The following is a 24317-nucleotide window of genomic DNA, read 5'->3' on the forward strand; positions in this document are numbered from 1 at the left end:
CCGGTGGGCAAGGAAACCGGGCCGTTGCAGCTGTGGATGAAGTCTTGGGACTGACATCAAAGGATGAGACAAACGCTCCGCCGCAATTTGGACTTCGTTTGCCGTTCCTCTCAATAGAAATTTAGAGATCCGCAAATATAAAGTGGGCCCAATCCGTAGTAGCGTCACTGCAGATTTCCAACCGCCACCACGCCACCAGAGGAATCACCCCATGAATTTTTACCGGACAACGCGGCTGATGCTGTCGGGCGCCGCCTTTTTCTCACTTGCCGGCTCGGCTTTCGCTCTCGACAGCGCCGACCTGCTGAAAAAGATCAACGCTGCCTATGCCGCGCAGGGCGGAACGATTTCGGCCGACGGCGTCGATATCGATGGCACGACCGTGACATTGAAGAATGTCAGCGTCAAACCGGCCAACGGCGAAAGCCTGCCCATCGGCGAGGTCACCCTATCGGGCGTCGAAGAAGACGAGGATGGCGGCTATTACATCGAAGAAGCCGCCTTCCCCGACATCAACAAGACGGAAGACGGCGTCACGGTGACGGCGGAAGGACTGACGCTTGGCGGCATCTCGGTCCCGGCAACGGCGGGCGGCGATACGCTCGATACCATGATGCTTTACGAGACCGCCCATACCGGCCCGCTGAAGGTGGTCAAGGACGGCGAGGAAATGTTCTCGCTGCTCGAAAGCGACGTCAATCTGACACTGCGTGAAGACGAATCCGGCTTCGATTTTGACGGCGCCTTCAAAAGCATGAAGGCCGATCTCAGCAAAGCCGAAGATCCGCAGAGCAAGGACGCGATCGAGAAGCTCGCCCTGCAGCACATCCAGGGCGACATCACCATGAAGGGCGCCTGGGAACTCGCCCCCGGCACGATCGACATTTCTGAGTTGGCGTTCGACTTCACCAACATCGGCAAGCTGAACCTCGGCTTCAAATTCTCCGGCTACACGATGGCCTTCATGAAATCGATGCAGGATGCGATGAAGCAATCCGAAGCCGGTGCGAACAAGGAACAGTCGCAGCAGGCGCTTGGCCTTGCCATGCTCGGCCTGATGCAGCAGCTGTCCTTCGAGGCGGCGCAGGTGCGCTTCGAAGATGCCTCGATCACCAAGCGCGCGCTCGATTATGCCGGTTCGCAGCAGAACATATCGGGCAAGCAGATGGCGGATTCGCTGAAGGCGATGACGCCGATCATGCTGGCGCAGCTCAATATCCCGGAACTGCAGAACGCCGTTTCGGCTGCCGTCAACACCTTCCTCGACGACCCGAAGAGCCTGACCGTCAAGGCCGCTCCTGAAAAGCCGGTGCCGTTCCCGACGATCGTGGGCGCCGCCATGGGCGCTCCGAATACGCTGCCGCAGGTGCTTGGCGTCAAGGTGACCGCCAACGACTGATCGCTTCGATCTTGCGATGAAAGGCCCGGCAGTCCTTCTGCCGGGCCTTTTCGTATTCAGGCGCGGTGCCGGGCGACTTCAGAAATGGCAAGGGCTGCGATATCAAGCAATTGCCCGCGGGATGCTCCGTCCCTCGCCTGCACCGACATTCCCTGAATGATGGCGCCTGAGCGACCGAACCAAAAGAAAAGCCCGGCGATTGTCGGGCGTTTGCACTCGGGATCAGGCGATCTCAGTCCTTCTTGACCGGCGGGATCGGCCGGATCGAGAGCTCGCGCAGCTGCGTCGGCGTTGCCGGGCTCGGCGCGCCCATCAGAAGGTCCTGGGCCTGCTGGTTCATCGGGAACAGCGAGATTTCGCGCAGGTTCTTCGCGCCGACGAGCAGCATGATGATACGGTCGATACCGAAGGCAGCACCGCCATGCGGGGGCGCGCCATACTGGAAGGCACGGTAGAGGCCGCCGAAACGATCCTCGACATCCTGCTGGCTGAGGCCGACCTTCTCGAAGGCGGCGACCATGGTTTCCGGCGATTGGTTACGGATCGACCCCGAGGCGATTTCGAAGCCGTTGCAGACGGCGTCATACTGGAACGCCTTGATGGTCAGCGGATCCTGGTTCTGAAGCGCATCGAGGCCGCCCTGCGGCATCGAGAACGGATTGTGGGCGAAATCGACCTTCTTTTCTTCCTCGCTCCATTCGAAGAACGGGAAGTCGACGATCCAGCAGAGTTCGAAACGGTCGCGGTCGACAAGGTTCAGCTCTTCGCCGGCCTTGGTGCGGGCTTCACCGGCAAACTTGTAGAACTTGGCCGGATCGCCGGCAACGAAGAAGCAGGCGTCACCGTCATCGAGGCCGAGCTGGGTACGGATCGCGTCGGTGCGCTCCTCACCGATGTTCTTTGCAAGCGGGCCGGCGCCCTCGAGCTTGTCACCTTCCTTGCGCCAGAAGATGTAACCGAGACCAGGCTGACCAGTCGACTGCGCCCAGGCATTCATACGATCGCAGAACGCTCTGGAACCGCCGGTCTTTGCCGGGATCGCCCAGATCTCGACCTTCGGGTTCGAGGCGATCATGCCGGCGAAGACCTTGAAGCCGGAGCCGGCGAAATGTTCGGTCACAGCTTCCATGACGATGGGATTGCGCAGGTCCGGCTTGTCCGAACCATATTTACGGATCGCCTCGTCATAGGGGATGCGCGGCCATTCCTTGGTGACCGGCTTGCCGTCGGCGAACTCTTCGAAAATGTTGGTCATCAACGGACCGATCGTGTTCCAGACGTCTTCCTGGGTGACGAAGCTCATTTCAAGGTCGAGCTGGTAGAATTCGCCCGGCAGGCGGTCGGCGCGCGGGTCTTCATCGCGGAAGCACGGCGCAATCTGGAAGTAGCGGTCGAAACCCGCCACCATCAGCAGCTGCTTATACTGCTGCGGCGCCTGCGGCAGCGCGTAGAAGGTGCCGGGATGGATGCGGCTCGGCACCAGGAAGTCGCGCGCGCCTTCCGGCGAGGAAGCCGTCAGGATCGGCGTCGTATATTCGGTGAAGCCGACATTGCTCATTTCGCGGCGCATGGCCGAGATGACCTGGGTGCGCTTGACGATGTTCCGATGCAGCGTTTCGCGGCGAAGGTCGAGGAAGCGATATTTGAGGCGGACGTCTTCGGGATAGTCCGGCTCGCCGAAGACCGGCAGCGGCAATTCCTTGGCGGCGGAGAGGATTTCGATCTCCTGCGCGTAGAGCTCGATCTCGCCTGTTGCCATGGTCTTGTTGACGGTATCTTCGGTGCGGGCCTTGACGAGGCCGTCGATACGGATGACCCATTCGCCACGCACAGTTTCCGCCAGCTTGAAGGCCGGGCTGTCGGGATCGGCAACGACCTGGGTGATGCCGTAATGGTCGCGAAGGTCGATGAAGAGAACGCCGCCATGGTCGCGAACGCGGTGGACCCAGCCTGAAATACGGACGGTCGAGCCGACATCCGACTTGCGGAGGGCGGCACATGTGTGGCTGCGGTAGCGATGCATGATCTCAAATCCTGGGCTTGAGACGGCAGCAAGGGTTCCAAGAACCCTCAAGCGCCGACAAGAAAATCGGGCGGAAAAGCGCATGGACGCTCCGATTTGTCAAGGCTTGGCGCACGCGGCCGGACGTTTGGCAGGCGTTTATGGCGAGGCTGCGGCGGAGAGCACTGCGGCAGTTTGGCTGCGCTTCGCGTATTGCTGAAGGCTCCAGTCAACTTTAAAAGGGTCGGCATCGTCACCGCGGAGCATCCCATGCCTCTTCTCACCCGCCGCAATCTCCTGAAGGCGTCCGCCGTCGCCGGCGCTTATGGAGTGGGCATCGGCATCGCCGGCAGATTCGGGCTTGCGGAGGCGGCACCGGAGCCGCAGCTGCTGAAAGCCTTGAAAACCGAGGCCATGCTGACGGAAGCGGGCCCGACCAAAGATATCATGAGCTGGGGCAATGACGGCATGCCGCCGGTTCTCAGAATGACCAAGGGCCGGCCCTATGCGGCACGGCTGACCAACGGGCTCGACGAGCCGACAACGATCCATTGGCACGGGCTTCGCATCGACAACCGAATGGACGGCGTGCCCTTCATGACGCAGCCCTACGTCTATACCGGCGACAGCTTCGATTATGCCTTCACGCCGCCCGACGCCGGCACCTTCTGGTATCATCCGCATTGTAACACGCTGACGCAGATGGGACACGGCATGACCGGCGTCATCGTCGTCGAGAACCCGGCCGATCCGGAGTTCGATGCGGAGGTGGTGCTGAACCTGCGCGACTGGCGGCTCGGCGGCGACGGCCAATTCATCGCCCCCTTCCGCCCGCGCGATGCGGCCAAGACCGGCACCTACGGCACGGTGCGCACCGCCAACTGGCATCAGGAACCGCGATACGACGCGCCAGCCGGCGGGCTGGTTCGGCTGCGCATCGCGGTCACCGACGTAACGCGGATCTTCTCCCTGAAGATGGAAGGCGCCGACGCCACCGTGATTGCGATCGACGGCAATCCGGTGCCGAAGCGTTTTTCCCTCGACCTGCTGCAGATCGGACCGGGCCAGCGGCTCGATCTTGCCGTGCGCATGCCCGACGGCGAAGGCGCGATCGCGACGCTGGAAGATATCCGCGGCACGACGCCGAAGACGATCGCCAGCCTGCGCGCGGTCGGATCATCATTGAAGCGCGCCATCGGCGATCTCGGGCCGCTTGTCGACAACCCCGTCCAGAAGGCCGATCTAACCGCCGCCGAGCAGATCCCGCTGATACTGAGCGCCACTGCCGAGAATGCTAGCGTCGAAAGCATCTGCGGCACGCTCGGCTACAGTTTCTGGGCAATCAACAAGGTGCCGTGGCCAGGCGACACGCCCGATCCGACAGCGCCGCTTGCGGAATTGAAGCTCGGCAAGAGCTATGTCTTCAATCTCGAAAATACCACCCCGCATGCGCATCCGATCCATCTGCACGGGGTGAGCTTCACGGTGATCTCCTCCTCGACGCGGCAGGTGATGCCGCTGGTGTCAGATACCTATCTCATCCAGCCGGACGAGAAGGTGCAGCTTGCCTTCGTCGCCGACAATCCCGGCGACTGGCTGCTGCATTGCCATATCATCGAGCATCAGAAGACGGGGATGACGAGCTATCTCAGGGTAAGCTGAGGCAGTGCGCTTTCACTGAGGTTGGGCTGTGCTTGGCGCCTTGCCTCAGTTTGGACGTGATTCTTAGCCAGCAATGCTCGAAGCGTATGCTGTTGTATTGACATATCGAACCGAAAGGAGAAGGAAGGTTTAACCGACCTTTTCCTTGCGAATGAAATGATATGATCGAAACCACCGCCGATTTGGCGGCCGCCTGCAAAGAGCTGGCCAAGTCCGACTTCATCACCATCGACACCGAATTCCTGCGCGAAACGACCTTCTGGCCGGAGCTCTGCCTGATTCAGATGGCAAGCCCAACGACGGAAGTTCTCGTCGATCCGCTGGCCAAGGGCATCGATCTCGCCCCCTTCTTCGAGCTGATGGCCGATACGAAGGTGCTGAAGGTCTTTCATGCGGCCCGCCAAGACATCGAAATCATCTTCAATCGCGGCAATCTCATTCCGCATCCGATCTTCGACACGCAGGTCGCCGCCATGGTCTGCGGCTTCGGCGACAGCGTCTCCTATGACCAGTTGGTCAGCCGTATCAAGAACGTGCATATCGACAAGTCGTCGCGCTTCACCGACTGGAGCCGCCGGCCGCTATCGGACAAACAGCTGGATTATGCACTGGCCGACGTCACCCACCTGCGCGACGTCTACCTGTCGCTGAAGGCGGAACTTGATCGCGAAGGCCGCACCTCCTGGCTCTCCGAGGAAATGGACATTCTCGAGTCGCGCGAAACCTACGACATGCATCCCGACGATGCATGGCAGCGGCTGAAGATGCGCCTGCGCAAGCCGCAGGAGCTGGCGATCCTCAAATATGTCGCCGCCTGGCGCGAACGCGAGGCGCGGGCCCGCAACGTGCCGCGTTCGCGGGTGCTGAAGGACGATGCGATCTACGAAATCGCCCAGCAGCAGCCCAAGGATACCGAGGCGCTCGGCCGGCTGCGCACCATTCCGAAGGGCTGGGAGCGCTCGGTCTCCGGCGCTGCGGTCGTTGAGGCCGTCAACACCGCTCTTGATCTTCCGAAGGCCGATATGCCGCATGTGCCGCGCCAGGCGCAGGCGCCCGAAGGGGCCGCTGCTGCCGTCGAATTGTTGAAGGTGCTGCTGAAGCTGATTTCGGAAAAACACGGCGTGGCGCCGAAGGTGATCGCCAACAGCGAGGATCTCGACAAGATCGCAGCCGAGGGCGAGAAGGCGGAAGTCGCTGCCCTGCACGGCTGGCGGCGCGATCTTTTCGGCGAGCCGGCACTGCAGCTGATCCAGGGCGCGATCGCCCTGCGCTTCGTCGGGCGGAAGGTCGAGACCGTCAGCCTCTGAGACGGCTGCATATCAAAGCTTAGCCATTCACGGCTAAGCCATTGCCTTGTTTTAGGCTACTACCTTATATCTCTAGTATTGGGGCTTGATAAATCCCCAGGCAGCAGGCTCGAGGTAATCACGAGGCGGTTGCATTTCATCCATGCTCACAGGCCGGCGCGTTAACGCCACTATTTTGAATATCTCGCCGTCACCCCAGCCGGACCAGTGTTCATCAATCAGCGGTATACCGTCCGAAGTCAGACATTGCATCAGACCTGCATCAGCGGAATCCGGTGTCCGGTTATACCATGCGCAGTCTTCGCCGAGCAGCCGATCCTGTTTTCTCATGTCGACCATCCCGGACACCATGTCGAATCTCTTGGAGAACGGCCCGGGATTGGAGGAGGAGCGGATAGCTTCGAACCTGCGCTCACCCTTGGATTCGGAATATTGGAGCCCTTGGTCTTCGAGTTCGTTCCAGACGGTGATCAGGATTGATCCATCCTCGCGGTCACGCTGTCGGAGCCACCAGGGATAATGACGCAACAGCCTCTCTTTGGATCTGTGGCTGACCAGCTTCGCCTCAAAGTCTCCAGCATTTGGAGTGTAATCGTCATAGCTTGGCAATGGTTTGAGCCAGGTACCGGCTTCAAAAAGCTGCATAGGTGGTCGTACCGCCGCCCCCGGCACAGGCCCGCGCTGCAGTTCAACCAACCGCGTCTCGGACATCACCTCTCGACTGGAGAAAAGTACCTTCGTCGCGACCTCTATTCCGTCGCCGGTCAGGCAAGTTAACCAAACAGGCCCGGACCCGTCCTTATTCATTTTCCGAACAATCTCCCGCCAACGACACTGCTCACCGCCGATGGCCTCGACATCATCGGTTTCCTTGACCTCCGTGATGCCGTTATAGTCCTGAGACGGTTCGACCTGTCTGACCTCGATTGACGAGATCTCACCATTCTTCCTGGTTGCCGTCAGAACAACGTTCTTGAAGAAGTGTCCGTAATAAATGTTCGTTTCTTCGCGTCTGTCCTCTTCAACATGCGTCCAGCCGTTGTGATGTTGGACGACCCGTTGGCGGCCCCCTTCGTCATTATAGGTATCACGCACGATCATCTTTGCGGAATAATCGGGCACATCAGGACTGGTGAAAAACGGAACCCCGCTCGCATGTGCGGAGCCAGCCGCGATCGTGATCACTGAGAAAACTATCAATCTGTACATGATACTCCTGTGCAGGAAGGCGCCCACAACTATTGATAGCAATACGGCGGCGACTTGAGATTGACAAGATGTTGCAGAGGCAATCACGTGGCCCAACAAAGTCGGCGAATTGGCTTCGGAACAAGCGCCGCCGCCTCTAAAAGACGCGCTGCGCTGTAATTTCGAATTCGCTTGACGGTTTTTTCCGGCCTGAAACAATGGCCGGGGAAAACTCACGGCGCAGAGGCGGCATGCAGGAAATATCTCCGACACAGAATTGGATCCTCATCGCGATCGTCCTCGCGGCCAGCGGCGTCGTCTATGATCTGATGTTCTACTCCAATCAGACGCCGGTTATTGGGGCGATCTTCGCGCTGTTCATCGGCATGCCGATTCTCGCCTTCGAGCGCAAGGTGCTATTTCGGGCGCTCTATAGACGCATCCAAAAGCTGCCGACCTTCGCCTTCATCATCACCGAACTGGTGATCTACGAAATCCTGATGAGCATCGGCTTTGCCTGCGCCGGCCTGTTGCTCTGGTCGCTCGGCATGCTGAAGCCGGCGTCGCTCCTCGACCTCGTCATCATGCCGTTCGAGGTGTTCCTGTATGCGCTTGCGGTCTGCACGATGCTGATCTTCGTCTTGCGCGTGCGAGAACTGCTTGGTCGTGAAGTCTTCCTCAGCATGCTCATCAGCCGCTACCGCAATCCGGTCAAGGAAGAGCGCGTCTTCCTGTTCATCGACCTCGTCGATTCGACGGCTTTTGCCGAGAAGCACGGCGACCTCAGGGCGCAACAACTGCTGAACTCGCTGTTTGCGGCCTTCGCCGAGCCCGTCAGGCGCCACAAGGGCATGATCAACGACTATGTCGGCGATGCGGCGATCATCACCTGGCCGCTTGCCCGCGGCGTCAAGGATGCACGTTGTGTGCGCTGCATCTTCGATATCCTTGCCGACATCGAAGCCAATGCCGCCGGCTGGCGGAAAAATTACGGGCAGGTGCCAAAGCTCCGCGCCGCCCTTCACGGCGGCGAGATCATCACCGCCGAAATCGGCGTCGATCATCACAAGATCAGCTATTTCGGCGATACGGTGAACACCACCGCCCGGCTGGAGACACTCTGCCGCAGTCTGAACCGATCGGTTCTGATCTCCAGCGAGCTTGCCCGGCGCATGAATTTTCCCGACGACATCACCTGCGAGGATCTCGGCACCCATGCTGTGAAGGGACGCGGCCAGGCGCTCGGCGTCATGGCGCTTACCTCGCGCGCGGTCACCGTGCTGAACACGCCGGCGGTCGTTCTGCACGGCTGATGCGTAAATTCAAAGTGTTACAGCGTCCTTTGTGCGTCTGAGAAAGACGCGCGGCGCTGTAAGTACGTCACCAAAGCTTCACCCAACCGTCAATTCGCTGACACGGAAGCCCTGCTAAGCGGAAGACCTTTGCAATCCGTTCCACGGGGATATTATGAAGAACGTCCTTTTTGCTTCCGTATCGCTTTTCATCCTGGTCGCAGGCTCCGCATCGGCCGACCAGCAGCAGTTCCCGGCCAAGCTCGCCGGCCAGGCGATCCTGCCTGCCAACACCATGGTTCCGGCACCGGCCGATGCCCCCGAATTCGTCAAGCATTCCGGCAAGTTTACGACGCCGGACCGCAAGCGCACCGAAGCGCTCGGCACGGTTCCCGGCAAGGACGGCGCCCGCATCACCGATCTGAAGCTTCCCTTCGACGGCCAGCCGATCCAGGGTTTCTCGGGCGTTAAGACGATGGCCGACGGCACCTTCTGGACACTCTCCGACAACGGCTTCGGCTCGAAGTCCAACTCGTCAGATTCCATGCTCTTCCTGCACCAGATGAAGTTCGACTGGGCCGGCAACAAGGCTGAAGTCGTCAAGAACCTATTCCTTTCCGACCCCAATAAGATCGCCCCGTTCCCGATCGTGCTTGAAGGCAGCGACACGCGTTATCTCACCGGCGCCGACTTCGACATCGAATCGATCCAGCCGGTTGCCGACGGCTTCTGGCTCGGAGACGAATTCGGTCCCTACATCCTGAAGTTCGACACATCAGGCCGCCTGACCGACGTCATTCCGACGACGCTCGACGGCAAACCGGTGCTTTCGCCCGACAATCCGCTTCTCTCGGTTCCATCAAACCCGGCCGCCAAGATGCCGGTCTTCAATCTGAAGCGGTCCGGCGGCTTCGAAGGCCTCGCCATGTCGAAGGACGGCGCCAAGCTATACGGCCTGCTCGAAGGCGCCATCTACAAGGATGACGGCACGGTGGAAACCATCGATGGCCACACCGCCGTCCGCGTCATCGAGTTCGACGTCGCCTCCAAGAAGTGGACCGGCCGCAGCTGGCTCTATCCGTTCGAAGACAAGGGTGTCTCGATCGGCGACTTCAACATGCTCGACGAGACGACCGCTCTCGTCATCGAGCGCGATAACGGTGCCGGCACAACGGACAAGGCCTGCGCCGATCCGAAGCAGCCGAAGCCGGACTGCTTCGAAGCTCCGGCCGTGCTGAAGCGGATCTATAAGATCGAATTCAACGACGCCAATGTCGACAAGGCCGTCCGCAAGATCGGCTATATCGACCTGCTGAACATCCAGGACCCCGACAACAAGAAGAAGGCCGGCGGCAAGGACGCCGTCTACGACATGCCGTTCGTGACGATCGAAAACGTCGACCGCGTCGACGCCACGCACATCATCATCGGCAACGACAACAACCTGCCCTTCTCGGCCGGCCGCGCCGTCGACAAGGCCGACAATAACGAGTTCAGCCTGCTGGAAGTCGGGGAGTTCCTGAACGCGAAGTAGTTTGGGTTGATATAGATAGAGGGCGGTGCGTGGGCGCCGCCCTTTTTGGTGGTTGATATTTGGCGGAATGCCGTGTGTGCCCCTCTCTGCCCTGCCGGGCCCGGGTCGAGCCACGCGTCTCGACCCGTCCTTCGGACCCCCCACAGGTGGGGAGATTGGCTGGGCGCAACGACTCGCCCAAAACAACAGCGGCTCAGCTCGGCTTGACGTTCAAGATGCGGGAAGGTCATGCCACTTGTGATCTCCCCACCTGTGGGGGAGATGGCCGGCAGGCCACAGGGGGGCCTGCTCGGCACGAGTCGAGTTGTAAATCAAACCTATTCGAACCGAAATGCCAACCGCTTGTTCGTCAGCCTCGACAGCTGCTGCAGGCGGCCGTCCAGGCGTTCGCCGGCGAAATCGCGATATTCGGGAGGCACGACGAATTCGAGGTCGAGGTCTGGGCTCGATGATTTGCGGAAGGTCAGGTTCTTGACGATGCCGGGCATCGAAGCCGAGAAGAGGTAGACGACGCGCAGCATGCCGCCGAGCAGCTTGGCGCGCTCGACGAGCTGGGGCGTAGCGATCTGCGCCAGCGGACCGGTGGCGCCGTCGTCATGCAGGCCTTCAAAACGGTAATAGTTGGAAAGCGCGATGAAGGCGCGGCCGGGGTGACTGATGCCGACGAAGGAAGAGTGGGCGATGACGTTCAGCGCCTGCAGGCCGCGATAGTCAGGATGAGCGCGCCAGCTGATATCGGCAAGCAGACAGGCGGCCTGACGGTAGCGGCTTTCCTCTTCGGTTTCCTGGATGCCGAAGAGGGGCATCATGCGGCCGGTCCATTCCGCGAGCTCGCGCGCATGCTCCGGCGAACGGGCACGCAGGATCGCCAGTTCGCCGGCGGCGGCAAGCAGCGGATCCAGGCGGCGCTCGGCCTCCGACAGCAGCGAATAAAGATATCCCTCGCGCACACCCTGCGCCGAGAAGGAAATCACCGACGGCATCATCGCGCTCAGCACTTCCTTCATGGCGACGGCGCCGAAGGGCAGCAGTGACCGGCGGTGCTTGGAAACGGCCTGCAGCGCCGGCTCCCTGGAGTCGCGCGCGGCAACCACCTGGTCGAGGAACTGCATCATTCCTTCGAGCGGCACTTCATAACCCTGCATCATGTGCAGCGGATAATGGGTGATTTCCATGTGCAGCTTGGCGATGTTTCGCCAGGTGCCGCCGACGGCGTAGAAGGTGCGCCCCTCGCCTTTCGACAACAGTTTTGCCGTCTTCAGCTGCTTGCGGGCAAAGGTCTGGGCCTTGGAAAGCGAGCCGCCGGCATATTCCGACAGGCGCAGGCCACCGAGCGGCAGCGTGATGCCCTTGCCGACCTCTTTGCCCTTGATATCGATCAACTCCAGCGAGCCGCCGCCGAGATCGCCGGCAATGCCGTCAGGATTATAGAAACCGCTGATGATGCCGAGCGAGGCGAATTTTGCCTCCTCCTCGCCCGAGAGCACGCGGACCTTGCGGTTCAGGATGGTTTCCGCCTGATGGATGAAATCAGGACCGTTGCTCGCCTCGCGCGCGGCCGCCGTCGCCAGCACATACATGGTGGCGGCGCGCGCCTGATCTGACAGAGCCTTGAAACGGTGCAGCGCCGCCAGAGCCCGGCCGACACTGTCTTCGTCCATCTTGCCGGTAAGGGCGACGCCTTTGCCCAGGCCGCAGAGGACCTTTTCGTTGAAGAGGACGGTTGGCGAACGGGACATGCCTTCGTAGACGACAAGACGAATGGAATTCGATCCAATATCGACGACGGAGACCGGGGCGATCCCCGGAAGGCGCCCCTGGGCTTCAGATTCAACCATTTAGGTCCAGTTTTACTTGTTGTTGCGGCCTTCGAGCAGGCCGGCGATCAGCTTCGGCGCACTGGACTTCAGAGCTTCACCACGGCCTGACAGGCTCGGATTGGTCATGAAATATTGCTGCGCATTGAACGGTTCTTCGCCCCTGCGCACTTCCATGCGTCGCGACGTACCGTCGGGCAATATCTCGTAGCTTTGTTGATTGTCAATCACGTTGCCGAGCATAATCTGTGACAAGACCTGCTCGTGAACCGTCGGATTCGTCAATGGAACCATCGTTTCCACACGGCGATCGAGGTTTCGCGGCATCATGTCGGCCGAGCCGATGTAAACCAGCGCCTTGTCGGACGGCAGGCCGTGGCCGTTGCCGAAGCAGAAGATGCGGCTGTGTTCGAGGAAGCGGCCGACAATCGACTTAACGCGGATCTTTTCCGAAAGGCCGGGCACCTGCGGACGCAGGCAGCAGATGCCGCGCACGACGAGATCGATCTCGACGCCGGCATGGCTGGCGCGATAGAGCGCATCGATGATGTCAGGATCGACAAGCGAATTCATCTTCATCCAGATCGCTGCCGGCGCGCCGTTCCTGGCATGCTGGACCTCTTCCTCGATGTGACGCAGGATGCGCGAGCGCATCGTATAGGGCGAGATCGCGAGCTGCATACCCTGTTCCGGCTCACCGTAGCCGGTGATGAAGTTGAAGATGTTCGCCATATCGTGGGCGATGACGGGATTGCAGGTGAAGTAGGATAGATCGGTATAGATCTTCGCGGTGATCGGGTGATAGTTGCCGGTGCCAAGATGGCAATAGGTGCGCAGTTTGCCATCCTCGCGACGGACGACCAGCGACATCTTGGCGTGGGTCTTGAGCTCGATGAAACCGAAGACGACCTGGACGCCGGCACGTTCGAGGTCGCGCGCCCAACGGATGTTCGCCTCTTCGTCGAAGCGGGCCTTGAGCTCGACCAGCGCCGTCACCGACTTGCCGGCTTCGGCGGCATCGATCAGCGCGCGAACGATCGGGCTGTCGTTGGAGGTGCGGTAAAGCGTCTGCTTTATCGCCAGGACGTCAGGATCGCGCGCAGCCTGGAGAAGAAACTGGACCACCACGTCGAAAGATTCGTAGGGGTGATGGACAACCATGTCCTTTTCCCGGATGGCTGCGAAGCAGTCGCCGGCGTGCTCGCGGACGCGCTCGGGAAATCGCGCATTGTAGGGGGCAAACCTGAGATCGTCGCGCGGCGCTTTGGTAATCTCCGACAGCGTGTTCAGCGCCAGAAGACCCGGCAGAACGGCGACGCGGTTGTCGGGGATACTCAGCGCCTGGACGACGAACTGGCGCAGCGAGGCCGGCATTTCCGAGTCGGTCTCGATGCGGATGACCTTGCCGCGACGGCGGCGCTTCAGCGCCGTTTCGAAGAAGCGGACGAGATCCTCGGCCTCTTCCTCGACTTCGATATCGCTGTCGCGGATGACGCGGAACGTACCGGAGCCCTGCACCTCGTAACCCGGGTAGAGCCGGTGGATGAAGATGTTGGCGACATCTTCCAGCGTGATGTAGCGGATCGTGTTTCCATCATCCGGCAGGCGGACGAAGCGGTCGAGCGCCACCGGCAGGCGCAGCAGTGCGGTCATCGGTTCGCGGCCATTCTTGCTGACGAGCTGCAGACCGATCGAGAAGCCGAGATTCGGGATGAAGGGGAACGGATGGGCCGGATCGATCGATAGCGGCGTCAAAACAGGAAAGATCGCCTGTTCGAATTCGGCGGCCAGCCACTGGCGGTCGCCATCGCTCAAGGCGCCGGGGCGCACGATCAAGATGTCTTCCTTGGCGAGATATTGTTGCAGCACCGCGAGCGAGGCCTGCTGCTCCATCTGCAGATGGTCGATCTCCTGCAGGATCGAATCGAGCTGCTCGGCCGGCGTCTTGCCGTCGGGGCTGCGGATGGCGATATTCTGGCGTACCTGGCCCTCGAGGCCGGCGACACGCACCATGAAGAATTCATCGAGGTTGGCGGCCGAAATCGACAGGAAACGGACGCGCTCGAGCAGCGGATGCTCGGTATTCAACGTTTCTTCCAGGACACGGCGATTGAACTGCAGCCAGGAGAATTCTCGATTGATGAAGCGCTCGGGGCTCTTGAGCAGCTCTTCCAGCGGGGGGGTGTTGTCGTTGATTTCCGGAGTGAGTTCCTGATGTTCTGCGACTGCGCTGTCCATGGTCCGCTTACCCCGTTTTCAATCGCCAAAGGCAATTATATCAGTTTGACGACGGAACTGTGACAGTCAATCGGCTGGTTCCGAATTTCCCAATTCATTCAATACTTCGGCAGCAAGAGACCGGGTGATTTTCGTGCCCCGCGACAGGGCCAGCCGGTCAAGCCTTTCGACGATCGTCTGGGCCGCGTTCAGCGACCGCTCCATCCGGTTGACGATATAGAGCACGAGTTTGTCATCTATATAAAGCTGCCGGTCGGCGAAGAGCTTGACGATCACCTGCGACAACAGCGCCTCATCGGGTTCGCCGATCTCGACGACGGTCGCTGCTTTCAGGCGCGAGCGCAGATCGGGCAGCAAAACTGGCCACGACATCGGCCAGAGACGGCTGGTGATCAACAGGCTGGTGCCATTTTCGCGGACGCTGTTAATGACGTGAAAGAGCGCGTTGTCGTCGAAACCAAGACGGTCGGCGTCCTCGAACAGCACCGGCCCGGCGGCGGCGGCAACCGCGGCATCCGAGCCAAGCTCGGGATGGATGCTCACCGCGTCGCTCAATTCCCGCCAGATGCGGGCGAGATGCGATTTTCCCGAGCCGACGGGGCCGGCAAGCACGACGACAGGCGATGGCCATGCCGGCCAGGCGTCGACGATCGAAACGGCGGCGGCGAGACGCTCCGAGATCAGGAGGTCGTCACGCCCGCTTGCGGCATCGTGCGAAAAGACCAGCGGCAGCTGCTCTCCGGCCTTGCGCTTCGGATCAACGTTCTTCACGTCATTCATTAGGAACTGATTTCGTCTTCCGGGCGCGGTTACTGGGCGACCCGCCAAAGTAAAGATCGCTCTGAAGGTAGCGTGAAAGTGCGAAGCGGACAAGGACGCCGACGGCCGCCGCCGCCGGCACGGCGACCAGAAGCCCGACGAAACCGAAGAGCGCGCCAAAGGCAAAGAGCGCAAACATCAGCCAGACCGGATGCAGGCCGACGCTCGAGCCGACCAGCTTCGGCTGCAGAATGTTGCCTTCGAGGAACTGGCCACTGAAGAAGACGACGAGCACCAGGCCGATCCACGGATAATCCGGCCAGAACTGCACAAGCGCGACGCCGACGGCCAGCACGAGCCCAACCAACGAGCCGACATAGGGAATGAAGCTGATCATGCCGGCGAAGAGACCGATCAGCAGGCCGAAATTCAGCCCGACGAGGGAGAGGCCGGCGGCATAATAGATGCCGAGGATGAGGCAGAGCGAGCCCTGGCCGCGGATGAAACCGGCAATCGCCTGGTCGATTTCCTTGGCGATCTGGCGGACATCGCGGACGTAATCGCGCGGGACCCATTGGTCGACCTTGGCAACCATGCGGTCCCAATCGAGCAGGATGTAGAAGGCGACGACGGGGGTGACCACGAGCAGCGATATGACGTCGACGATCGCCTTGCCGGAATTCCAGATCTGCGCAAAGAGCCCGGTGAGGAAACCCATGCCCTCCGACAGGATGCCGGAGAGATTGTCCTTGATCGTGCCCATCTGGTTCTCGACCCAGTCCGGCAGCAGCGAATTTTGCGCCTGCGCGATGAACTGCTGTAATTGGCTGATATAACCCGGCAGACGCTGAGCGAAATCGTTGAACTGGCTGATCAGCACTGGAATGAGGATCATCAGCGCCAGCGCGAAGACGATGACGAAGGCGACGAGAATGCCGATGGTCGCCATCATGCGGCTCAGACCCAGGCGCTCCAGCCGGTCGGCCACCGGATCGAGGAAATAGGCGATCGCCATGCCGGCGATGAAGGGTAGCAGGATCGAGCTGAAGACATAGAGAAAGACGATGAAAAAGACGAGCACCGCCAGCCAGAAGAATATCTGACGCTTGAGAATGTTTCCACTGACTTGCTGTGGCATTGCCTTCCCCGTTGGTCGCTCGCCGCCGCCTGGCGCCGCATCCGATCCGAAGCGGCCATTCAGCACATAGGATGCAGGCGCAAAGATGGTCAACCCTGCCGCGGCGAATCCCGCAAAGGCTCAGGAAAGACGCGGGAAATTGGGGGCTTTTGCCATGCAACGCTTGCATAAACGCCCCTGTCATGCAATTGCGACCGGCAGATGACGCGGCACGTTTGCCGCCTGAAATAGCCATCGGAGACCAGCATGAGCCAGTCTGGGAAAAACGGCCTGACATATAGCGATGCGGGCGTCGACATCGATGCCGGCAACCTCCTCGTCGAGAAGATCAAGCCGGCGGTGCGCTCGACCCGCCGTCCCGGCGCCGACGGCGAGATCGGCGGCTTCGGCGGGCTTTTCGATCTCAAGGCGGCAGGCTTTACCGATCCGGTTCTCGTCGCCGCCAATGATGGTGTCGGCACCAAGCTGAAGATTGCGATCGACGCTGACTATCACGACACCGTCGGCATCGACCTCGTCGCCATGTGCGTCAACGATCTTGTGGTGCAGGGCGCCGAGCCGCTGTTCTTCCTCGATTATTTCGCGACCGGCAAGCTCGACCCCGACCAGGGTGCGGCCATCGTCGGTGGCATTGCCGCCGGCTGCCGCGAGGCCGGCTGCGCGCTGATCGGCGGCGAGACGGCCGAAATGCCCGGCATGTATTCCTCCGGCGACTACGACCTCGCCGGCTTTGCCGTCGGTGCTGCCGAACGCGGCAAGCTCCTGCCATCAGGCGATATTGCCGAGGGTGACGTAATCCTCGGTCTTGCCTCCTCCGGCGTCCATTCCAACGGTTTCTCGCTGGTGCGTAAGATTGTCGAATTGTCCGGTCTCGATTGGGATGCACCGGCGCCGTTCGCTGAAGGCAAGAAGCTCGGCGAAGCGCTGCTCGAGCCGACCCGCATCTATGTGAAGCCGCTTCTGAAGGCGATCCGCGAAACCGGCGCCATCAAGGCGCTGGCGCACATCACCGGCGGCGGCTTCCCGGAAAATATTCCGCGCGTGCTGCCGAAGCACCTGGCGGCCGAGATCGATCTTGCCGCCGTCCAGGTGCCGCCGGTGTTTTCATGGCTCGCCAAGACGGGCGGCGTCGAATCCAGGGAAATGCTGCGCACCTTCAACTGCGGTGTGGGCATGATCGCCGTTGTCGCCAGCGAGAATGTTGCGGCGGTTTCCGCCGCACTCGAAGCCGAGGGCGAGACTGTCGTCACGCTCGGCCGCATGATCGCCCGCGACGAGGGCGCTGCCGGCACGGTCTACAAGGGCACGCTTGCCATATGAGCTCGCCGCGCAAACGCGCCGTCGTCTTCATATCCGGCGGCGGCTCCAACATGATGGCGCTGGTTGCGGCTGCAAAGGCAGCCGACTACCCGGCCGAGATCGTCGGCGTCATCTCCGACAAGGCGGATGCCGGCGGGCTTGCCAAGGCCGCCGCCGAAGGCATCGCCACCTTCGCCTTTGCCCGCAAGGACTATGCCAGCAAGGACGCGCATGAGGCGGCGATATTTTCGGCGCTCGACGAGCTTTCGCCCGACATTCTCTGCCTGGCAGGCTACATGCGGCTGCTGACGCCGACCTTCATCCAGCGTTACGAAGGCCGGATGCTCAACATCCACCCTTCCCTGCTGCCGCTATTTCCCGGCCTGCACACCCATCAGCGGGCAATCGACGCCGGCATGCGGATCGCCGGCTGCACGGTGCATTTCGTCACCGAAGGTATGGACGAGGGACCGGTGATCGGCCAGGCCGCCGTCCCGGTTCTTTCCGGCGACACGGCCGAAAGCCTTGCCGCGCGTGTGCTCACCGTCGAACACCGGATCTATCCGCAAGCCTTGCGGCTGTTTGCCGAAGGTCGCGTGACGATGGAAGGTGGCAAGGCCGTCGGCGCTGAGGCCTCGACCGCAGCACCCAAGGCTCAGCTGATCTCGCTGATCGGCGACCGCGCCTAAGCGCATCGCCACACGACGCGCTTCAGACTGGTGACAAAGTCGGCCAGCTTGCCGCCTGGTTCGAATGGCCGCCCCTCATCCGGCTGCCGCCACCTTCTCCCCGTAAACGGGGCGAAGGGACCATGTCGCAACCTCTCCGTTCCCCGCAACCTGTCGTATGGCACGTCCCCTCGCCCCGTTTACGGGGAGAGGGCTAGGGTGAGGGGCAGCCATCTTTCATTGCTTTATGCATGTCGTCGTCCCAAAACTGCGGTTTTGGGCGACATGCATTAAGCCGCCAGCGCCCGCAGCGGATGCAGCGTGCCGTCGCTATAGACGAAGCGGCCGGCGCGGAAGGTGGCGCGGATGCGGTTGATCTCGCCCCGCTCGACCACGACCAGATCGGCGCGCTGGCCGATGGCGATCTCGCCGCGGTCCAGGAGGCCGGCGGAACGGGCCGCGTTGCCGGTCGCCATGGCAACGGCGGCTGGCAGGCCGCCCTCCACCATGTCGGCAAGCTTGAAGATACCGGACACGAAGGCAGCCGGATGATAATCGGCGGCAATGACGCTCAGCAGACCGGCCCTCGCAGCATCGAGCGCGCTGAGATTGCCCGACATCGACTGGCCGCGGAGTGCGTTCGGCGCGCCCATCAACGTCCAGAGACCGCGACGTCGCGCCTCTTCGGCCGCAGGTGCGGTGACCGGAAACTCGCTGATGGTGACACCGAGATCGTGCATTTCGGCGACTTTTTCAACACTGTCGTCGTCATGCGAGGCAAGCGACAGCTTGTGCTTCAGCGACAGCGCTACGATCTCCTTCAGCTTGGCTTCGATGTCAGGATTGCTGCGCATGGCGATGCGCTTGGCGACGATCTCCGCCGCCATTTCCTCGGAGACGGCGCGGCGCTCGGAAATGCTGAGAATGTAGCTCTGCAGGTTGTTGTACTGGCCCTGGCCCGGCGTGTGGTCGGTGAGCGAAACCATGTCGATCTGATCGGCATTCAGCAGGCGCTCGAGTGCCGCGGCTGCGCCGACGTTGGTGATCTCGTAGCGGGCGTGGACGCGGTGGTCGATCAGCAGATCGTCACGCAGGCGGTTGATGCCCTCGATCACCGCCGATGTCGTCTCCAGCGAGCGGACGTGGCCGTAGACGCTCTCTGTCGCGAAGGAGACGGCGGCGAACGCCGTCGTGACGCCGGCGGCGGCAAGCTTCTTGTCAAGTTCGTGGATGCCGAAATCGATCGGCATCGTCGCGTTCGGCCGCGGGGCGATTTCGCGCTCGATCATGTCGCCGTGGAGATCGACGAATCCGGGCATCAGCAAACGCCCGCCGCCATCAATGGCAGCACCGGCGACCGGCTCCTCCCTGATCTCGGCGATGAGACCATCCTCTACACGCACGGAACCTTCACTCACCACCTCGCTTGGGAGAACGAGGGTGAAATTGCTGAGCCACATGGGCTTTCTCCTGACCGCATCCGATGATTGACAAACCGCAGCGCATAGAACTGCTTCGTGACAACTGCATGAAGAACTTCCAAACTTCTTACTCTTTCCGTTCTTGCTTCGCCATACTTGACCAATCAGTTGACCAAGTTTTGACGTGACATTACATTAAACACAAAGTGGACGGTGGCTATGACGATCAAAGTGAAAGTGGCAGAGGCAAAAACGCATCTCTCGGAGCTTCTGACAAAGGTGGAAGCAGGCGAAGATGTGGTGATATCACGCGGCAACAACGCGGTCGCCCGCATGATCAAGATCGATGACCATCGCCAGAGGCTCGACGCCATCCGTGCACTCCGCAGCGAACGGGCAGAACGCGCCGGAGCAACCGCGGCCGAAATTCAAGCCTGGCGGCGCGAAGGCCAACGCTGATGCCGTTCGTGGTTGATGCTTCGGTTGCGGCGGCTTGGTTGCTTGTCGATGAGGAAAGCCGGACTGCCGAAGAAGCCTTGTCGTTTCTCGAAACGGAAGACGCCTTGGTGCCCGATCTCTTCTGGCATGAGATACGCAACATCCTGTTGACCGCGGAACGGCGGAAACGCATCTCCAACGAGGATGTGCTCGCTTGTCTCATGCGACTCACCAGCCTGCCGCTGCGCACTGTCTCAAGCGAAGACCATCTTCCGATCTTGCGACTTGCCCGAAAATATCAACTATCGGTCTATGACGCCGCTTATCTGGCGCTTGCGGTCGCAGAGAACGTATCGCTTGCGACGCTGGACGCCAGACTGGAACGTGCCGCGTCAGCGGAAAGTCTCACCTTCGGGCTGGGTTAGAAAAGCGTTCCCCTGTTCAACAGCGCCCATTGCAGAAGCACGATCGTTTTGACGTCGAAGATCTCGCCGGTTTCGATCATCGCCGCCGCTTCGTCGAGCGGGATTTCGAGGACCTCTATATCCTCGTGCTCCTCATCCAGGCCGCCGCCTTCCGCCACGCGGTCGGCGATGTCGATGAGGGCTGCGAAGAAATGCACGACTTCGGTGACGGCGCCCGGCGAGGGATAGGATTTGAACAGGAAGCGCGCATCGCGTAGGCGATAGCCGGTCTCCTCCATCGCCTCGCGACGGATCGCCGCCTCGGGATGGTCGTCGTCGAGAAGGCCGGCAGGCACCTCGATGATCCAGCTGGGATCGCCGTTGAGATGAACGGCGAGGCGGAATTGGCGGACGAGAACGACGAGGTCGCGCTTGGGATCGTAAAGCAGGATGCAGGCGGCCGGCGTGCGGTGATAGACTTCCCGCTTCAACCGCTGGGTCGCGCCCTTGCGGTCGATATAGTCGAGTAGGTAGCTGCTCAGCCGCGTCCACCCATTCGACAGGATTTCTTCGCTGACGATCTTCACGCGTGATTTCGGCTGCATCATGCTGCGTCCCTGCGAAGCCAGACCTTGTTGTCGTGTACAGCCGCCCCGCCATAGGGCGCGACGGGGTCGGCACCGGTCAAGACGTTGATGCCCTCGCCGTCGACATGCGCTTTGTTCGGCCAGAGCCCCTCGCCGATCAGCACGCCGGATTTGACTTCGGTGGTGATGCGGGCATGGAGGCGCAGATCGCCGCGGCTGTTGCCAATACGGACGAGATCGCCATGGCCGATGCCATTGGCTTCGGCGTCGGCCGGATTGATCATCACTTCAGGACGACCTTCCTTCTGGCGAGAGGTCTTGGTCTCGGAGAAGCTCGAATTCAGGAAGTTGCGCGCCGGCGAGGTGGCGAGCCGGAAGGGATGTTCGTAATCGGCGACTTCGATGACATCGACCTGATCGGGGAAGGCCGGAAGCGCGGCATGCGGACCGAGCGCGCCGATAGAAGCCGGGGGCTTGTTCGGCGCCGGCTGATCGATCCAGTCCGGGCGGAAATGGAACTTGCCATCCGGATGGGCAAAGCCGTTCAGATAATGCGCCTCCTCGAAAGCGGGCTGACGATCGAACCATTTGTGTTCGAGGAAATGGTCGTAATCCGGCAGGCCGCTCGATTCCAGAATGCGGTCGACCATCTCGCGGGCGGTGAAGCCGAAGCCGGGGCGATCGGCGACGCCGAGGCGTTTTGCCAGTTCCTCGATGACGAAGAGATTGGTGCGCACGGTTGGCGGCGGCTCGACCAGCTTCGGCCCCAGCAGGATATGGTTCTGGCCGCCGGCGCGGTAGATGTCGTCGTGCTCGACGAACATCGTCGCGGGAATGACGATATCGGCGATCTCAGCCGTTTCGGTCATGAACTGTTCATGGACCGCGACGAAGAGATCGTCGCGGGCGAAGCCGCGTCTGACGAGGCGCTGCTCGGGCGCGATGTTGGCGGGATTGGTGTTCTGGACCAGCATCGCCGTCACCGGACCGCGATGGCGCAGCGCCACCGGATCGCCGGTCAGCACCCGGCCGATCTGGGATTGATCGAGCATGCGGACATCCGCATCCTTCATCGACCGGCCGGTCAGTTCCGCATTGTTCATGCGGAAGATGTCGCTGTTTGAATGGAAGGCGCCGCCGCCCTCATATTTCCAGGAGCCGAGAACGGTGGCGATCGAGGCGGCCGCATGCATGGCGACCGCGCCGTTGCGCTGGCGGGTGAAGCCATAACCCAGGCGGAAAAAGGTCTTCTTCGTCGTGCCGACGAGGCTGGCGAAGGCTTCGATCTCCTCTACCGAAAGGCCGGTGATGGCAGCGGCCCATTGCGGCGTCTTGGTTTTCAGATGCGCCTCGAGACCGGCGGGATCATCGGCATATCTCGCCATATAGTCACGGTCGGCGTAACCGTCGCGGAAGGCGATGTGCATGACGGCGCAGGCGAGTGCGGCGTCGGTGCCTGGCCTGACGATCAGCGCCATGTCGGCCTGCTTCATCGTCGGATTGTCGTAAATGTCGATGACAACGATCTTCGCGCCGCGCTCCTTGCGCGACTTGATGGCGTGGGTCATCACGTTGACCTGCGTCGACACCGCGTTGGTGCCCCAGATGACGACGCAATCGGTGCGGCCCATCTCCCGCGGATCGGGACCGCGCAGCGTGCCGGTCGCCATGGTGAAGCCGGTCCAGGCGGGGTTGGTGCAGATCGAGGAGAAGAAGCCGGAGTAACGCTTGGCATGACGCAGACGATCGATGGAATCGCGCTGCACCCAGCCCATGGTACCGGCGTAGAAATAGGGCCAGACCGCTTCGCTGCCGTCCCTTGCCTCGGCCTTCACAAAAGCCTCGGCGATCTCATCCAGCGCATCGTCCCAGGAAATCTGCTGCCACCGCCCTGCCCCCTTGGCGCCGGCGCGGCGTAGAGGACGCATCAGGCGGTCGGGATGGTAGAGCCGCTCGGCATAACGGGCGACTTTGGCGCAGATGACGCCCGACGTGTAGGAATGGTCATTGGCGCCACGGACACGGCCGATGCGGCCATCTTCCGATATCTCGACCTCCAGCGCACAGGTGGAGGGACAGTCATGCGGGCAGGCCGTGTGGCCCACCCTGTTTTCCGGCTTTTCTGATTTGGCGTGGATGGGGGTCGCAATGTTCATGGCATTTGTATATTCCAAGGCTTGCACGGCCAAAAGCCACAAAAATTCCCCATGACGCGAATTCATACGGACATCAGCAAAAATGAACTACCGCCACATCTATCACGCGGGCAACTTTGCCGATGTGCTGAAACATGTCGTGCTGACGCGGCTGATCCGCTACATGCAGAAGAAGGATGGCGGCTTCCGCGTGCTCGACACGCATGCCGGCATCGGGCTCTACGACCTCTCCTTAGAAGAAGCGCAGAAAACCGGCGAATGGCTCGATGGCATCGGCAAGCTGATGGAGGCAGAGCTCGGCCCTCAGGTCTCTGAACTGCTGGAGCCCTACCTCTCGGCAATCCGCGAACTCAATCCTGAAGGCGGCATCCGCTTCTATCCCGGCTCGCCGAAACTTGCGCGCATGCTGTTCCGGCCGCAGGACCGCCTGTCGGCGATGGAACTGCATCCCGAGGACTACGTCAGGCTGTACCGGCTGTTCGAGGGCGATCACCACGCCCGCATCACCGAGCTCGACGGCTGGCTGGCGCTCGGCGCACATCTGCCGCCGAAGGAGAAGCGCGGCATCGTGCTCGTCGATCCGCCCTTCGAGGAGGAGGACGAATATCAGCGGCTGGCCGAGGGGCTGGAAAAGGCCTATCGGCGCTTTCCCGGCGGCACCTACTGCCTGTGGTATCCGCTGAAGAAGGGTGCGCCGATCAAGGAATTCCACGAGAGGCTGCAGGCGCTCGATATCCCGAAAATGCTCTGCGCCGAACTTGCCGTTCGCAGCGACCGCGGCATTACCGGACTGACGGGCTCCGGACTCGTCATCGTCAACCCGCCCTTCACACTGAAGGACGAGTTGCACCAATTGCTGCCCGCATTGAAGGACCATCTGGCGCAAGACCGTTTCGCCTCGCACCGTGCCTTCTGGCTGCGCGGCGAAAACAAGGCCGTCAAGGACGATTGACCAGCCAATCGCCTTACGGAATAGTCCGCGCCGCAGTCTACAACCTCATCAGGTGT

At 61.2% G+C, this 24317-nt stretch carries 19 protein-coding genes and 1 pseudogene; 10 read left to right on the plus strand and 10 right to left on the minus strand.

Annotated elements, in window-relative coordinates:
- The first annotated feature begins 211 nt into the window (after positions 1–211).
- Complete coding sequence (locus ACS4RR_RS17735; protein ID WP_017963766.1) at positions 212–1399, plus strand: aq_1923 C-terminal domain; 1188 nt, start codon at positions 212–214, stop codon at positions 1397–1399.
- Between the two features lie 56 nt (positions 1400–1455).
- Here the strand turns inward: ACS4RR_RS17735 and ACS4RR_RS17740 are convergent.
- Both ACS4RR_RS17740 and aspS read right to left on the minus strand, forming a co-directional pair.
- Positions 1456–1566, minus strand: a pseudogene (locus ACS4RR_RS17740) (TetR/AcrR family transcriptional regulator); the annotation flags it as partial.
- Between the two features lie 65 nt (positions 1567–1631).
- Positions 1632–3422: an aspartate--tRNA ligase gene (gene aspS / locus ACS4RR_RS17745; protein ID WP_456189079.1), complete on the minus strand. Its 1791-nt coding sequence runs from the start codon at positions 3420–3422 to the stop codon at positions 1632–1634.
- A gap of 249 nt (positions 3423–3671) precedes the next feature.
- Between aspS and ACS4RR_RS17750 the strand changes: the two genes are divergently transcribed.
- Positions 3672–5063 carry a multicopper oxidase family protein gene (locus ACS4RR_RS17750; RefSeq protein WP_456189080.1) on the plus strand — a complete coding sequence of 464 codons (1392 nt, stop codon included), beginning with the start codon at positions 3672–3674 and terminating at the stop codon, positions 5061–5063.
- Positions 5064–5224: 161 nt separating this feature from the next.
- Positions 5225–6370: a ribonuclease D gene (gene rnd / locus ACS4RR_RS17755; RefSeq protein ID WP_456189081.1), complete on the plus strand. Its 1146-nt coding sequence runs from the start codon at positions 5225–5227 to the stop codon at positions 6368–6370.
- Positions 6371–6442: 72 nt separating this feature from the next.
- Here rnd and ACS4RR_RS17760 read toward each other — a convergent pair whose 3' ends face one another.
- A complete protein-coding gene (locus ACS4RR_RS17760) occupies positions 6443–7579 on the minus strand; it encodes a hypothetical protein (RefSeq protein ID WP_456189082.1) in 1137 nt (378 codons plus the stop codon).
- Positions 7580–7809: 230 nt separating this feature from the next.
- Here ACS4RR_RS17760 and ACS4RR_RS17765 point away from each other — a divergent pair, with 230 nt between their 5' ends.
- Together ACS4RR_RS17765 and ACS4RR_RS17770 are read left to right on the plus strand one after the other, a co-directional pair.
- Complete coding sequence (locus ACS4RR_RS17765; protein WP_162117181.1) at positions 7810–8871, plus strand: adenylate/guanylate cyclase domain-containing protein; 1062 nt, start codon at positions 7810–7812, stop codon at positions 8869–8871.
- A 154-nt stretch (positions 8872–9025) separates the two neighbouring features.
- Positions 9026–10384 (plus strand): esterase-like activity of phytase family protein, encoded by a 1359-nt coding sequence (locus ACS4RR_RS17770; RefSeq protein ID WP_456189083.1) that lies wholly within the window; start codon positions 9026–9028, stop codon positions 10382–10384.
- A gap of 317 nt (positions 10385–10701) precedes the next feature.
- Here the strand turns inward: ACS4RR_RS17770 and ppx are convergent, their stop codons facing one another.
- The 4 genes from ppx to ACS4RR_RS17790 form a co-directional block, all read right to left on the minus strand.
- Positions 10702–12222, minus strand: a complete 1521-nt coding sequence (gene ppx / locus ACS4RR_RS17775) for an exopolyphosphatase (protein WP_170256750.1) — start codon at positions 12220–12222, stop codon at positions 10702–10704.
- A gap of 12 nt (positions 12223–12234) precedes the next feature.
- Positions 12235–14397 carry an RNA degradosome polyphosphate kinase gene (locus tag ACS4RR_RS17780; protein ID WP_445944944.1) on the minus strand — a complete coding sequence of 721 codons (2163 nt, stop codon included), beginning with the start codon at positions 14395–14397 and terminating at the stop codon, positions 12235–12237.
- A gap of 108 nt (positions 14398–14505) precedes the next feature.
- On the minus strand, positions 14506–15219 hold the full coding sequence (gene hdaA / locus ACS4RR_RS17785) for a DnaA regulatory inactivator HdaA (RefSeq protein ID WP_407768178.1): 714 nt from the start codon (positions 15217–15219) through the stop codon (positions 14506–14508).
- A complete protein-coding gene (locus ACS4RR_RS17790; RefSeq protein ID WP_456189084.1) occupies positions 15212–16336 on the minus strand; it encodes an AI-2E family transporter in 1125 nt (374 codons plus the stop codon). The genes hdaA and ACS4RR_RS17790 overlap by 8 nt, the downstream gene beginning before the upstream one ends.
- 246 nt (positions 16337–16582) lie before the next feature.
- Between ACS4RR_RS17790 and purM the strand changes: the two genes are divergently transcribed.
- Both purM and purN read left to right on the plus strand, forming a co-directional pair.
- The gene (gene purM / locus ACS4RR_RS17795) at positions 16583–17656 is read left to right on the plus strand and encodes a phosphoribosylformylglycinamidine cyclo-ligase (RefSeq protein ID WP_407768360.1); all 1074 of its coding nucleotides are present in this window, start codon (positions 16583–16585) and stop codon (positions 17654–17656) included.
- A complete protein-coding gene (purN, locus tag ACS4RR_RS17800) occupies positions 17653–18324 on the plus strand; it encodes a phosphoribosylglycinamide formyltransferase (protein WP_456189085.1) in 672 nt (223 codons plus the stop codon). The genes purM and purN overlap by 4 nt, the downstream gene beginning before the upstream one ends.
- A gap of 269 nt (positions 18325–18593) precedes the next feature.
- Here the strand turns inward: purN and ACS4RR_RS17805 are convergent, their stop codons facing one another.
- The gene (locus ACS4RR_RS17805) at positions 18594–19763 is read right to left on the minus strand and encodes an alpha-D-ribose 1-methylphosphonate 5-triphosphate diphosphatase (protein WP_456189086.1); all 1170 of its coding nucleotides are present in this window, start codon (positions 19761–19763) and stop codon (positions 18594–18596) included.
- Between the two features lie 180 nt (positions 19764–19943).
- Here ACS4RR_RS17805 and ACS4RR_RS17810 point away from each other — a divergent pair, with 180 nt between their 5' ends.
- Together ACS4RR_RS17810 and ACS4RR_RS17815 are read left to right on the plus strand one after the other, a co-directional pair.
- Positions 19944–20183, plus strand: a complete 240-nt coding sequence (locus ACS4RR_RS17810; RefSeq protein ID WP_017963751.1) for a type II toxin-antitoxin system Phd/YefM family antitoxin — start codon at positions 19944–19946, stop codon at positions 20181–20183.
- Positions 20183–20587: a type II toxin-antitoxin system VapC family toxin gene (locus ACS4RR_RS17815; RefSeq protein ID WP_456189087.1), complete on the plus strand. Its 405-nt coding sequence runs from the start codon at positions 20183–20185 to the stop codon at positions 20585–20587. Before ACS4RR_RS17810 ends, ACS4RR_RS17815 begins: the two co-directional genes overlap by 1 nt.
- Here the strand turns inward: ACS4RR_RS17815 and ACS4RR_RS17820 are convergent.
- Together ACS4RR_RS17820 and ACS4RR_RS17825 are read right to left on the minus strand one after the other, a co-directional pair.
- Positions 20584–21174 carry an NUDIX domain-containing protein gene (locus ACS4RR_RS17820; protein ID WP_260110575.1) on the minus strand — a complete coding sequence of 197 codons (591 nt, stop codon included), beginning with the start codon at positions 21172–21174 and terminating at the stop codon, positions 20584–20586. The two genes, ACS4RR_RS17815 and ACS4RR_RS17820, sit on opposite strands and share 4 nt — an antisense overlap.
- Positions 21171–23375, minus strand: a complete 2205-nt coding sequence (locus ACS4RR_RS17825) for a molybdopterin oxidoreductase family protein (RefSeq protein WP_456189088.1) — start codon at positions 23373–23375, stop codon at positions 21171–21173. The genes ACS4RR_RS17820 and ACS4RR_RS17825 overlap by 4 nt, the downstream gene beginning before the upstream one ends.
- Before the next feature lie 16 nt (positions 23376–23391).
- Between ACS4RR_RS17825 and ACS4RR_RS17830 the strand changes: the two genes are divergently transcribed.
- Positions 23392–24261: a 23S rRNA (adenine(2030)-N(6))-methyltransferase RlmJ gene (locus ACS4RR_RS17830; RefSeq protein ID WP_456189089.1), complete on the plus strand. Its 870-nt coding sequence runs from the start codon at positions 23392–23394 to the stop codon at positions 24259–24261.
- The last annotated feature ends 56 nt before the right edge of the window (positions 24262–24317 follow it).

Origin of the sequence: Rhizobium zaerense, from assembly GCF_051810725.1 — a bacterium.
GTDB classification, from domain to species: domain Bacteria; phylum Pseudomonadota; class Alphaproteobacteria; order Rhizobiales; family Rhizobiaceae; genus Rhizobium; species Rhizobium leguminosarum_I.